Source organism: Neisseria sp. P0009.S008 (genome assembly GCF_051958615.1).
Classification (GTDB): Bacteria; Pseudomonadota; Gammaproteobacteria; order Burkholderiales; family Neisseriaceae; genus Neisseria; species Neisseria subflava.
In genome coordinates this window covers 158,789-171,642 of record NZ_JBQCVG010000004.1, presented here as the reverse complement: position 1 = coordinate 171,642, position 12,854 = coordinate 158,789, and the positions used below count along the sequence as shown (strand labels likewise).

13 protein-coding genes are annotated in these 12,854 nt (G+C 47.4%); 2 read left to right on the top strand and 11 right to left on the bottom strand.

All coding sequences use genetic code 11. The annotated features are described in order from the left end of the window. Positions 1-103: 103 nt before the first annotated feature. Positions 104-1,645, top strand: coding sequence for an L-lactate MFS transporter (locus ACTHSQ_RS04835; protein ID WP_440371345.1), 1,542 nt, complete (start codon positions 104-106; stop codon positions 1,643-1,645). 58 nt (positions 1,646-1,703) lie between these two features. Here ACTHSQ_RS04835 and ACTHSQ_RS04830 read toward each other — a convergent pair whose 3' ends face one another. The 11 genes from ACTHSQ_RS04830 to cmk all read right to left on the bottom strand — a co-directional run bounded on the left by ACTHSQ_RS04830 (position 1,704) and on the right by cmk (position 11,497). After that, the gene (locus ACTHSQ_RS04830; RefSeq protein WP_440371344.1) at positions 1,704-2,549 is read right to left on the bottom strand and encodes a DUF817 domain-containing protein; all 846 of its coding nucleotides are present in this window, start codon (positions 2,547-2,549) and stop codon (positions 1,704-1,706) included. Positions 2,550-2,582: 33 nt separating this feature from the next. Next, on the bottom strand, positions 2,583-3,848 hold the full coding sequence (gene ispG, locus ACTHSQ_RS04825; RefSeq protein WP_137040869.1) for a flavodoxin-dependent (E)-4-hydroxy-3-methylbut-2-enyl-diphosphate synthase: 1,266 nt from the start codon (positions 3,846-3,848) through the stop codon (positions 2,583-2,585). A gap of 1 nt (position 3,849) precedes the next feature. Then, the gene (locus ACTHSQ_RS04820; protein WP_250600703.1) at positions 3,850-4,734 is read right to left on the bottom strand and encodes a helix-turn-helix domain-containing protein; all 885 of its coding nucleotides are present in this window, start codon (positions 4,732-4,734) and stop codon (positions 3,850-3,852) included. Beyond that, a complete protein-coding gene (pilW, locus tag ACTHSQ_RS04815) occupies positions 4,735-5,490 on the bottom strand; it encodes a type IV pilus biogenesis/stability protein PilW (RefSeq protein ID WP_063075505.1) in 756 nt (251 codons plus the stop codon). 8 nt (positions 5,491-5,498) lie between these two features. Continuing rightward, a complete protein-coding gene (rlmN, locus tag ACTHSQ_RS04810) occupies positions 5,499-6,587 on the bottom strand; it encodes a 23S rRNA (adenine(2503)-C(2))-methyltransferase RlmN (protein ID WP_003683577.1) in 1,089 nt (362 codons plus the stop codon). A 168-nt stretch (positions 6,588-6,755) separates the two neighbouring features. After that, a complete protein-coding gene (gene ndk, locus ACTHSQ_RS04805; RefSeq protein WP_003683554.1) occupies positions 6,756-7,181 on the bottom strand; it encodes a nucleoside-diphosphate kinase in 426 nt (141 codons plus the stop codon). A gap of 94 nt (positions 7,182-7,275) precedes the next feature. Further along, complete coding sequence (zapE, locus tag ACTHSQ_RS04800) at positions 7,276-8,412, bottom strand: cell division protein ZapE (RefSeq protein ID WP_003683332.1); 1,137 nt, start codon at positions 8,410-8,412, stop codon at positions 7,276-7,278. A 12-nt stretch (positions 8,413-8,424) separates the two neighbouring features. Then, positions 8,425-8,634: a hypothetical protein gene (locus ACTHSQ_RS04795; protein WP_440371343.1), complete on the bottom strand. Its 210-nt coding sequence runs from the start codon at positions 8,632-8,634 to the stop codon at positions 8,425-8,427. A 38-nt stretch (positions 8,635-8,672) separates the two neighbouring features. Beyond that, positions 8,673-8,987 carry an integration host factor subunit beta gene (locus ACTHSQ_RS04790; RefSeq protein WP_003678992.1) on the bottom strand — a complete coding sequence of 105 codons (315 nt, stop codon included), beginning with the start codon at positions 8,985-8,987 and terminating at the stop codon, positions 8,673-8,675. Positions 8,988-8,997: 10 nt separating this feature from the next. Beyond that, the gene (rpsA, locus tag ACTHSQ_RS04785) at positions 8,998-10,683 is read right to left on the bottom strand and encodes a 30S ribosomal protein S1 (protein ID WP_003678994.1); all 1,686 of its coding nucleotides are present in this window, start codon (positions 10,681-10,683) and stop codon (positions 8,998-9,000) included. Positions 10,684-10,837: 154 nt separating this feature from the next. Next, positions 10,838-11,497 carry a (d)CMP kinase gene (gene cmk / locus ACTHSQ_RS04780; RefSeq protein WP_440371342.1) on the bottom strand — a complete coding sequence of 220 codons (660 nt, stop codon included), beginning with the start codon at positions 11,495-11,497 and terminating at the stop codon, positions 10,838-10,840. 216 nt (positions 11,498-11,713) lie between these two features. On the opposite strand from cmk, the gene ruvB reads away from it, so the two are divergent. Further along, complete coding sequence (gene ruvB / locus ACTHSQ_RS04775) at positions 11,714-12,745, top strand: Holliday junction branch migration DNA helicase RuvB (RefSeq protein WP_003683680.1); 1,032 nt, start codon at positions 11,714-11,716, stop codon at positions 12,743-12,745. Positions 12,746-12,854 lie beyond the last annotated feature (109 nt).

The following is a 12,854-nucleotide window of genomic DNA, read 5'->3' as shown; positions in this document are numbered from 1 at the left end:
AAAAAAAGGATAAAGGGGAGATTATGCTAAAATATTGTCAACAATTTTTTTGATTCCGCATGATATGGAATCAGCGTTTGACACACATAGACAAGAGGATTTTATGAAATTTCTAGACCGTGAGGCGACCATTGCCAAACCCGGCTTTAATCGTTGGCTGGTACCGCCTGCCGCTTTGGCCGTGCATCTTGCCATCGGGCAGATATACGCTTATTCCGTGTTCAATGCGCCGCTGACCAAGCTTATCGGTATTACTGAGTCGGCTATAGGAGATTGGAAGCTGACCACGGTAGGTTGGATTTTCAGTATTGCTTTGGCGATGTTGGGCGCGTCTGCGGCTATGTTCGGTACTTGGATGGAACGCGTTGGGCCGCGTAAGGCGATGTTTGTTGCTGCCTGCTGCTTTAGCTTGGGCTTTTTTGTCTCGGCGATTGGCGTCCATACGCACAATCTGTTTTTGCTTTATTTGGGCAACGGTGTGATTGGCGGGGTCGGTTTGGGCTTGGGCTATATCGGGCCTGTATCGACACTGATGAAATGGTTTCCCGATAAACCGGGTATGGCGACAGGTTTGGCGATTATGGGTTTTGGCGGCGGCGCGATGTTGGCCTCGCCTTTATCCGTGTCGCTGATGAGTTTTTTCTCCAGTGAAACTTCGGTTGGCGTAGTACAGACGTTTGTTGTTTTGGGCGTTTTTTATTTGGTATTGATGATGTTTGGTGCATTTACCATCCGTATCCCTGCCGATGGTTGGAGACCTAAAGGTTATGTTGCGCCGAAAATCAAAAACAAATTGGTCAGCAGTAATCACGTCAATGTTTCCGAAGCCATGAAGACTCCGCAATTTTGGCTCTTGTTTTGGGTGTTATGTCTGAACGTGACGGCGGGTATCGGCGTTTTGGGTCAGGCTTCTGTCATGATTCAGGAGCTGTTTTCTGAAACTTCTGTCGGTAAACAGGCTGCCATTGGCGCGGGTGCGGCGGCAGGTTTTGTGAGTCTGTTGAGCCTGTTTAATATGGGCGGCCGCTTTTTGTGGTCCAGCGTGTCCGATAAAATCGGGCGTAAAAATACTTATACTATTTTCTTTGTGCTCGGCTCGCTGTTGTATTTCGCCATTCCGTCGATTGGAGAGAGCGGTAATAAGGCTTTGTTTGTTATTGGGTTTTGCGTCATCATTTCCATGTATGGCGGCGGTTTCGCAGCGATTCCTGCGTATCTGAAGGATTTGTTCGGCACTTATCAAGTCGGTGCAATCCACGGCAGGATTTTGCTGGCATGGTCAACTGCGGCCGTTATCGGCCCGGTGTTGGTCAACTATATCCGCCAAAGCCAAATTGAAAGTGGCGTTCCGGCTGCCGAGGCTTATAGCATCACCATGTACATCATGGCAGGTTTGTTGATTGTCGGTTTGTTGTGTAATTTGAGTGTCCGTTCGGTTCATGAAAAGCATCACGAAAAAGATATTAAGGTCGCGGCACATAGCGGCAACCCCGATGATGAAACCGCTGTATCCGATGCCTATCTGATCAGTAAGAAAGTATCAGCCGGCGGTATCGGCGTATGGTGGCGCTGGGCTTTGGTCTGCGTTCCTTTGGGCTATGGCGTTATTATGGTGTTTGTTAAAGCCTTAAGTTTGTTTAATTGATTGTTGAAAATTAAAGGCCGTCTGAAAGTTTCAGACGGCCTTTTAAAATATTAAGCAACTAATCTTTTGATACGCTGATGGTATGTTTGATGTGTTTTAAATTCGCAACAATGGTAAAAGTCATCATCACCAGCAACGCCCATGAGCTCCATTTGCTGATGTGTACTGATGCCCACGCGCCGATTTGGTTGGGATAGCGCCAAACGCCGAATAGGGTTCCCAAATTTTCCGCCAGCCAAATAAAAAATCCGATCAGGACGAAAGCGAGCAGGAGGGACATTTTGCGAGTGGTGTCATAGGGTGTGTATAAGACCGTTGTCCGGGCGTATAGGCCGAGAGCAAAAGCTGCAAGATACCAGCGATAGTCGCCGATATAGTGATGGGTGAAGAAATTGATATAAATCGCCAGTGCGCACAAAGTGCCCAACCAATACGGCGGATGGCTTCTGATTTTTAAGTCAAACAGCCGCCATGCTTGAATAATATAGCTGCCGACTGCGGCATACATAAAGCCAGCAAACAGCGGTACGCCGCCGATTTTGGTGTAAGCTTCGTCCGGATAGCTCCAAGATTGGATATCGCCTGATGTTTTGAACCACTCTAAAGTAAAGCCCACCAAGTGAAACAGCGTAATCGATTTCACTTCATCCCAAGTTTCCAACTTGAAATACAGCATGGCTGCTTGTACGGAGACGGCAAAAATCAGCAGCAGGTCGTAGCGCGAAATTCCCAACCAGCCTGTTTTCGGAACGAGGAACATGGCAATGAAAAACAAGCCTGCAAATAAGCAGGCTCGTGCTTCTTTCAAACCGAAAAACCAAAATTCAACGATAAAGCGTCGCCAACCATGCAAATCCTTGCGTTTGGGGTGCTCAGTCAGCCAAGTATCCAGTTTGCCCAACATATTTTCAGACGGCCTCTTTATCTTGAAAATGTTTTAGGCAGATTGAATCGGAATGACGCGGTTTTGCTTACGTTTTGCGCCGCCCTCACAGTAGTTGGTTTTGACATAATCTTCAACGATTTGTAAAAACTCTGCAGCGATATTGTCGCCTTTGAGGGTGACTTTCCGCTCGCCGTCTACATAAACCGGCGCAACCGGTGTTTCGCCTGTACCGGGCAGGCTGATACCGATATCGGCAAGCTTGCTTTCGCCCGGACCATTTACCACGCATCCCATTACGGCGACGTTCAATGATTCAACACCTGGATATTCAGTGCGCCAAACAGCCATTTTCTGGCGTAAATAGTTTTGTACGTCTTGAGCCAACTCTTGGAATACGGTACTGGTGGTACGGCCGCAACCCGGGCAGGCTGTAACCATTGGCGTAAAGGAGCGCAAGCCCATGGTTTGCAGGATTTCCTGACCGACAATGACTTCTTGTGTGCGTGAGGAGCCGGGTTCGGGCGTAAGGGAAATTCGAATAGTGTCGCCGATACCTTCTTGCAACAATACGGACAAAGCTGCTGTGGAAGCAACAATGCCCTTGCTGCCCATGCCTGCCTCAGTCAGACCGAGATGGAGCGGGTAACGGCAACGGCTGCCTAATTCGCGGTAAACCTGAATCAAGTCTTGTACGGCGCTGACCTTGCACGACAAAATGATTTTGTCTTCGGGTAAACCTAAAGCCACGGCTTTTTCTGCCGATTCCAGCGCAGAAACAATCAAAGCCTCTTTCATGATTTCTTCAGGCGGCTTTGGTGTGGCAGAAGCTAAGTTGGCATCCATCATGCGCTTGGCAAGGCCTTGATCAAGCGAACCCCAGTTCACACCGATGCGTACGGCTTTATTGTTTTCTGCGGCAGTACGGATCATAAAGGCAAATTTTTCATCGCCTTTTGCACCTTTGCCGACATTGCCCGGGTTAATCCGATATTTGGCCAAGGCCTTGCCGCACTCAGGAAATTCAGCCAATAAGCGTTCGCCATTAAAATGGAAATCACCAATCAGGGGGGTGGTGTAGCCCATATCGTCTAAGCGGCTGCGGATTTCGGCTACTTTGGAAGCCGCTTCAGGAGTATTGACTGTGATACGAACCATTTCCGAGCCGGCATCGCTCAATTCTTTGACTTGTCGGGCAGTTGCTGCGGCATCTGCCGTATCCGTATTGGTCATGGATTGGACAAGAACGGGCGCCTCGGAGCCGATGATGAGGTGGTCAATTTTGACTTGATGTGTCTGACGGCGTTTAGGTGTGGTCATTTTAGTTTTTTCCTGCAACAAAAGAGGCGGATTTTTCACCGGCAACACGGTATTTCAAAGGTTCGATAGGTGTGCCGCCGTAATTGGCTTCCGAGCCGGCTGCAATACCGAGCCAAACATTGTAAGGCGCACCGCCTCTCAGACGTTGTTCGCTTCCGGCCGGAACGATACGGCTGAATACTACTTTTCCATCTTTGTCTGTAATAATCAGATTGCTTCGGTATTGGACTTTAATCCAAAGTTCGTCTTTCTCGACTTTGACGGCAGGCTTCTCTTCTTGTACGACGGCGGAAGCTGCTGAGGCAGCTTGATCATTAGTCACTTCAGGCTTATTGGTTATTTCTTTTTTGCCGTCTTCCGTCATTTCGCTAACGGCAACATTATCCGTTTTTAAGGCAGGCGTTTTCATCGTATCAGCAACATCTTTGCTGTTTTGAATATTTGCCTGTTCGTTTTCAAAACTGGATTTACTTTGCCAAAAGTAAACCCCGCCTACAGCCAAAGCCAGTGCGGCTATCCCCAATATCCATTTTGGGAAACCTTGTTTTTCAGTGTCTGTGTAGCTTAAGCCGGCGTTGGCGCTGCGTGTTACCGCGTATACATGGTCTTCAAGTTGCGGAGTAATGGAGAGCAAATGTTTGGCGATGATTTGTTCGTCGATTTTCAGAAATCGTGCATATGAACGCAGATAGCCTGAAACAAAGACTAAACCGGGAAAGCCTGAATATTCCCCTTTTTCCAAAGCATCAATTTGTTCGGCAGACAGTTTCAAACGTGAAGCAACATCTTGAATATCGATTTTGGCATCAGTTCTGTGTTTGCGTAATTCATCCCCCAATATTTTGGCGGCTTGTGTGTCGTAGTTGATTTTATCGTTATTTTCCATTTAGTGGCCTGTTGTGACGGTTTGTAGTTCGTCTGAATAGGGGAAGTTTGCCCTAAGTTGGGCTTCGTATTCGTATGCGGCGTGTTTATTGCCCAAGGCAGTAGCCAAACGCCAGCCTAAAAGCAAATCGTCAGCCTGAAGGACATCAACTTTGCTTTGGTATTGGCGGAAATAATAGTCGGCATCGTTCAGATTGCCTGCCATCATTTTGGTTCGGGCAAGTTCTTTGAAAGCAGGGAAGAATTGTGGATTCGCTGCTAAAGACCTTTCCAAATAGGCTTGGGCTAAGGAGTATTGGCCTAACCTTGCACTGCAAATGCCTTTATTCATATTGGCAATAAAGGGGCTTGGGTAGGTTGGGTCGGCCAGTGCTTTGTCAAAGTAAGCCAAAGATTCGGCCGGTGCATTCATTTGATTGCACAAGAACCAACCGTAGTTGTTGTTGACTTCCGCGCTATCAGGTTTTAAAGACAATGCTTTAAGAAAGCTTTCCTGAGCTTTATCTTTGACCTTCAAATACTGATAAATCTCGGCACGTACCAACCAAGCAAGGTCATTTTTTGAATTGGACTTAAGCGCCTCTTCGATACTTTCAGTAGCTTGGCGGTAGTTTTGGCCGCGCATATATTCCACGGCCAGTTGGGTTTTGATATTAGAAACTTGAATGGCACGTTCTTTAGGGCTTGGGCCGGAAGAGGAAGCGCAGGCAGAAAGAGTCAGTGCGGTAAGTAAAGCGAATCCGAACTTAATTTTCATAATTAACCTTATTGTTCGACCAAAATCTGTTGCCATTTTTGTTGTCGGCGTGTTTTATCTTGTACTTGTCCGGCCAATTGTCCGCAAGCTGCATCGATATCGTCGCCGCGGGTTTTGCGGACAGTAACGACAAAGCCGGCTTGTTGCAGAATATCGCGGAAGACACGGATATTTTCATTGGTAGAACGTTCGTAGCCGGAATTTGGGAAAGGATTGAACGGAATCAGATTGAATTTGCATGGTACGTCTTTAACCAACTCAATCAATTCGCGCGCATGTTGCGCTTTATCGTTGATACCGTCGAGCATAACGTATTCAAAGGTAATAAAGTCACGGGGTGCTTTGACCAAATAACGTTGACAGGCCGCCATCAATTCTTTAAGCGGGTATTTTTTGTTGAGGGGAACAATCTGATCGCGCACTTCATCGTTGGATGCGTGTAAAGACACAGCCAAAGCAACAGGCATTGCGTCACGCAGTCTGTCCATTTGTGGAACCATACCCGAAGTGGAAACGGTCACACGACGGCGGCTCAAGCCGTAGCCGTGATCATCCAGCATAATGCTCAAAGCGGTAACAACATTGTCAAAGTTTGCCATGGGTTCGCCCATACCCATCATCACCACGTTGGAGATAACGCGTTCGTTTTTAGGGGTAACGCCCATGGCTTTATTGGCCCACCAAAGTTGACCGATAATTTCAGCGGCAGTCAGGTTGCGGTTGAAACCTTGTCGACCGGTAGAGCAGAAGGTACATTCCAATGCGCAACCGACTTGGGAAGAGATGCACAAAGTACCGCGTTCAGCCTCGGGAATGAAAACGGTTTCTACACCATTGCCCGTGCCGACATCCAGCAACCATTTGCGCGTGCCATCCGTAGATTCTTGTGCCATCATTAATTTAGGCACTTCGATTGTGGCTTGTTCATTTAACTTGGCACGCAATGATTTGGCCAAGTCAGTCATTTCTTCAAAGTTTTGTGCACCGGCTTGATGCATCCAACGCATTACCTGCTTGGCACGAAAAGGCTTTTCGCCCATTTCGGCAAAGTGTTGCGTCAGTCCGTTTAAATCATAATTCAGTAGATTGGTTTTCATGTATTTTTATGTTTCTCAGTAAAGCTTTTAAAGCAAAGGGGCTTATTGGGCAGCTTTGCTTTAATAGCCTTTGGGTTTTCAGACGGCCTTTAATTTGTAGGACATACAAAGCAGTTTTGCCGTCCGATATGAATCGGACGGCCATAAAGCGGCTACAGGCTTTTATTCTTAGCGTAGGCAGATTTCGCTTTGGCTGAAGAAGTAAGCAATTTCAATTGCAGCATTTTCAACGCTGTCAGAACCATGTACAGCATTAACACTGACAGATTCTGCAAAGTCGGCACGGATTGTGCCAGGAGCTGCATCGGCTGGATTGGTTGCGCCCATCAGTTCACGATTTTTGGCAACGGCATTTTCACCTTCTAATACTTGAATCATGACAGGATTGCGAGTCATGAATTTAACCAAGTCTTCATAAAAAGGGCGGTCTTTGTGTACGGCATAAAATTCTTTTGCTTCACGCTCAGAGAGATGTTTCATTTTTGCCGCAATAATGCGCAAGCCGTTTTCTTCAAAGCGGCTGTAAATCTTGCCGATGACGTTTTTTTCTACTGCATCGGGTTTGATGATGGAAATCGTACGTTCTATGGCCATGTTATGTCCTTGTTTTTATTGAAAGGTAAGTTGTCGTAGCCAAGAGGCGAGGGAAGTGTATTCTACCAAATTTCGCCCCTTTTTGGGAAAGGCATTATTTGCTTAAAATCAGGTGCAGTTGTTCCAAGTAGACTTCAGATTGCATTTCGATCATACGGCTGGCCGTACGGGTAAATTCTTCTGCAAAATCGCCTTCGACGTAAATATCGTTTACGCCAACTGCGCTGGTAGCGCACAGCTTCACACGGAAATCGTATAAAACGTCAATTAACCATGTCAGACGGCGTGCTTCTGCTTTTTCTTGCGGGGTTAGGCGTTCTAACCCTGAAAGGAAAACCATCTCGTAATGTTCGGCTAAATACAAATAGTCAGCTTGAGAGCGCGGGCCAAAACATAATGCGCGGAAATCAAACCAGATGGCGCGTTCTGACTGGGCTTTATGAGGAATTTCCCGTCCATGAATAATGCTGATACCTGGGTTTAATTCAGAGATTCCGCTCATTTCCTTAAATAAAGCAGCGAGTTTTTGCTCGTTTTCTTCATTATTGGGAACAAAGAAAATTTCAGCAGGACGCAACGTACGCAAGCGGTAATCTTCGCCACCATCTACATTTAAAACGGTCAGGTTGGACTCGATAAGGGCGATGGTTGGCAGAAAGCTGCTGCGGTTTTGGCCTTGAGGATAGAGTTTGGATGGAGCATAGTTGGAAGTAGCTACCAAGACGACACCTTCACTCAACAGGTTTTCCAGCAAACGGCCCAAAATCATGGCATCGGCAATATCACTGACGTGGAACTCGTCAAAGCATAATACGCGTGTTTCTTTGGCAATTTCTGTTGCAACGGCTTTTAAGGGGTTGGCTTCGCTTTTCAAAACTTTAAGGCGTTGATGGATTTCGGCCATGAAGGCATGGAAATGCACGCGACGCTTGCGACGATAAGGGAGGCAGCCGAAAAAAGCATCCATCAAAAAACTTTTACCGCGCCCTACGCCACCATAAAAATAGAGTCCTTTAGGTACTTGGGGGGAACGCAAGCTACGGCCAAGAAAACGGTTGCGTTTGCGTTTGAACATCATCAGCTCGGTCCACAAACGATCTAAATATTCAATGGCTCGCGCTTGGGCTTCGTCTCGGATGAAGTTGGGCTGTTCGGCTGCAGCTTGATACCAAGTCAATGGGCTGTGGTTTTCAAATGGGGGTGGTGTGAATAGTTGGTCTCTATTGCTCATGTGTAACCTTTATTATGCTTTGCTGGCGATAGTTGAAACATCATCCGCAATAGTTTGGACAGCAGTTGGAATGATGTTTTCATTACAGAATAGTCGGTCTATTATAAATGATTTCAGACGGCCTGCGTTTTTTGCAAAAGCATTGTAGTAAATATAGTTGAAATAGTGTGCAATTAAGGTATGCGTGAAAAGAGCCGGCTTTGGTATTTCTTGCGAAAACAAAAAAACGCCGCATTTCTGCGGCGTTTTGCTACTAAGTATTAATGAGCACTTTCTTGCAATGCCAAGTCTACACGCTCACGCAACTCTTTACCCGGTTTGAAGTGAGGAACATGCTTTTCTGGCACTTCCACGCGTTCGCCGGTTTTTGGGTTGCGCCCGATACGGGCAGGGCGGTGGTTCAAGTCGAAGCTGCCGAAGCCGCGGATTTCGATACGTTGTCCACGAGCCAGTGAGCGGGTCATGGTATCAACCAAGACTTTTACACTGTATTCGACATCTTTAGCCAGCAGTTGGTTGCCATTTTTTTCGGCAAACACTTCTGCAAGGCGAACCATCAATTCAGACTTCGTCATGTCTGCAACCTTATTCTTGGTCGCCGGACAGTTTGGCTTTCAGCAAGTCGCCCAAGCTGGTAGTACCGGCATTGGCAGTTGCAGCGGCGTTAACTGAATTCAGCGCTTCGCGGTTTTCTTTAGCGTCTTTCGCTTTAACAGACAGACGGATGCTGCGGTTTTTGCGGTCAACGGTAACGATAACGGCTTCAACTTCGTCGCCTTCTTTCAGTTTAGTAGTCAGGTCTTCAACGCGGTCAGCAGCGAATTCAGAAGCAGGCAGGTAGCCTTCAACTTCTTCAGACAGAGCTACTACGGCACCTTTGGCGTCAACAGATTTCACAGAACCTTTAACCAAAGAACCTTTGTCGTTTACGCTGATGAAGTTGCCGAACGGATCACCTTCCAGTTGTTTGATACCCAAAGAGATGCGTTCTTTTTCAACGTCGATGGCCAATACAACGGCTTCAACTTCTTCGCCTTTTTTGTATTTGCGTACAGCTTCTTCGCCGGCTTCAGTCCAAGACAGGTCGGACAAGTGAACCAGACCGTCGATACCGCCGGGCAGGCCTACGAATACGCCGAAGTCAGTGATAGATTTAACTGCGCCGGAGATTTTGTCGCCTTTGTTGTGGTTGGCGGCAAATTCTTCCCAAGGATTGGCTTGGCATTGTTTCATACCCAAAGAGATACGGCGGCGGTCTTCGTCGATTTCCAGAATCATGACTTCGACTTCGTCACCCAGTTGAACAACTTTGCTTGGGTGTACGTTTTTGTTAGTCCAATCCATTTCGGAAACGTGTACCAAACCTTCGATGCCTTGTTCGATTTCAACGAACGCACCGTAATCAGTCAGGTTGGACACTTTACCGAACAGGCGGGTACCTTGTGGGTAACGACGGGTCAGACCGCTCCAAGGATCTTCGCCCAATTGTTTCATACCCAGAGAAACGCGTTGTTTGTCTTGGTCGAATTTCAGGACTTTGGCTTCAACTTCTTGACCGACTTCCAGAACTTCGCTCGGGTGTTTCACACGGCGCCATGCCAAGTCGGTGATGTGCAACAGACCGTCGATGCCGCCCAAGTCAACGAATGCACCGTAATCGGTGATGTTTTTAACGATACCTTTGATAACTGAACCTTCTTGCAGGTTTTCCAGCAAGGCTTTGCGTTCTTCGCCCAAAGTAGCTTCCAGAACAGCGCGGCGGGACACAACAACGTTGTTGCGTTTTTTGTCCAGTTTGATCACTTTGAATTCAATTTCTTTGCCTTCGAAGTGAGAAGTGTCTTTAACGGGACGTACGTCAACCAAAGAACCCGGCAGGAATGCGCGGATGCTGTTGATCATAACGGTCAGACCGCCTTTGACTTTGCCATTGATAACGCCGGACAGGATGTCGCCGTTTTCCATCGCTTCTTCCAAAGCGATCCAGTCGGCAGCACGTTTGGCTTTTTCGCGGGACAGTTTGGTTTCGCCGAAGCCGTTTTCAACAGATTCGATGGTAACGGTAACGAAATCGCCAACTTTAACTTCAATCTCGCCCTGAGCGTTTTTGAATTCAGCAACATCAATCAGAGATTCTGATTTCAGACCTGCGTTAACGGTAACGAAGTTTTGATCGATGCCGACTACTTCGGCAGTAATCACTTCACCTGGGTTCATCTCTTGCAGGGTAAAGCTTTCTTCCAGCAGCTGGGCAAAATTTTCCATAGTCATATTTACTCTTTTCGGTACACCGCCAAGGGGTGCGGGTTAGGTTTGAAATGACCTGCCGTCCTTGGCGCGGCAGGTTGGGAAATGTTTTCAGACGGCCTTGTTATAGGGTTAACAGGCCGTCTGAAATGAAAACTTCGCGATTATACTCCAAATTTTAAACTTTATGATACCAATCAAGCACTTTTTTTACAGCTTCTTCGATAGAAAGGTTATCAGTATCTAAAAGCAGGGCGTCGGGCAGCTGTTTCAACGGAGCAATAGGGCGGCGGCGGTCTGCTTCATCGCGTGCTTCAATGTCCGACAAAATACGCTCGAATGCAACGCCTTCGCATGGGATACCGAGTTGTTTGGCACGACGTTGGGCGCGGACATTGGCACTTGCGGTCAGGAAAATTTTTAATGCGGCATCAGGGAAAATAACCGAGCCAATATCGCGGCCGTCGGCGACCAAGCCTTTATCAGTTAGGAAGTCGCGTTGGCGTTGCAAAAGGGCGGCACGCACTTTAGGCAACTGTGCGACGGCAGATGCGCCCATGCCGATCGCTTCGGTACGGATTTGCTCGGATACATCTTCGCCGTTTAATAATACGGCGCTGCCTTCAAATTGTGCGGGCAAGGTTTCTGCCAGTGTGCTGACGGCATCTTCATCTGTCCAGGCAACATTGTGTTTTTGTGCGTAAAGTGCGGTCAGGCGGTAAAGCGCACCGGAGTCGAGGTAAAGAAAACCCAAGGCTTCGGCTACGCGTGAGGCAACCGTCCCTTTACCGGATGCGCTGGGGCCGTCGATGGCAATGACTTTTTGCTTGAGGCTCATGTGTTCTCCTGAATGCGATAGGTATTTGAATTAACCGTTTATTATACGTTGCTTTGGCCGTCTGAAAGCGAAAATTTTTGTGTGATTTAGATTTGAGGGAAAAGTGGTTCGGCCTTATCGGGTATAATGGCCAAAATCATAATTTAACCGCTTTGTCTGATTGTTCGGGCCGTCTGAAATAACGGGTCGGGAACGGTCTTAGAATTTAGAAACATTATGTTACAAACTGATAATCTTACTTCTGCACAACCTCAGCGCATTATCACTGCTCAAAATATTTCCGCTCAGGAAGAATTGCTTGAACGCGCTTTACGTCCGAAAACTTTAGACGACTATATCGGGCAGGATAAAGCAAAAGAGCAGTTGGCCATTTTTATTCAGGCAGCGAAAAAACGTGGTGAAGCGCTTGACCACACTTTGCTGTTTGGCCCTCCGGGTTTGGGCAAAACTACTTTGGCACACATTATCGCTAAAGAGTTAGGCGTTAATTTGCGTCAAACCAGCGGCCCGGTTTTGGAACGTGCCGGCGACCTTGCAGCCTTGTTGACTAATCTTGAGCCGCATGATGTGCTGTTTATCGATGAAATCCACCGTTTAAGTCCTGTGGTTGAAGAAATCCTTTATCCTGCGCTTGAAGATTATCAGTTGGACATCATGATAGGCGAAGGACCGGCCGCGCGTTCGGTCAAAATCGATTTGCCGCCGTTTACATTGGTAGGCGCGACGACCCGTGCCGGTATGCTGACCAATCCTTTGCGCGACCGTTTCGGTATCGTATCCCGATTAGAGTTTTATCAGAATAAAGATTTGGCAACTATTGTTGCCCGTTCTGCACAGTTGTTGCAGTTGGATATGGGCGACGAGGGCGCAATGGAAGTGGCCAAGCGCAGCCGCGGTACGCCACGTATTGCCAACCGCCTTTTGCGACGTGTGCGCGATTATGCCGATGTGAAAAACAACGGCGTCATTGATGCGGAAATTGCCAATGCAGCCTTGAGTATGCTGGATGTGGACGGGCAAGGTTTGGATGTGATGGACAGGAAATTCCTTGAGGCGATTCTGCACAAATTCAGCGGTGGTCCTGTCGGTTTGGAAAATGTGGCTGCTGCGATTGGCGAATCGACTGATACCATCGAAGATGTGATTGAGCCTTATCTGATTCAGCAGGGCTTTTTGCAACGTACACCGCGCGGACGCGTAGCAACCGAACGAGCCTATCTGCATTTCGGCTTGAAGGTTCAAGAATAATAATGAAGGCCGTCTGAAAACTGCTTTCAGACGGCCTGATACTTTCAATTTCATATGATTGTCGGCAAATATCTGCCGATAATCGGTTAAAATGTCCCCCTTTTCTTTT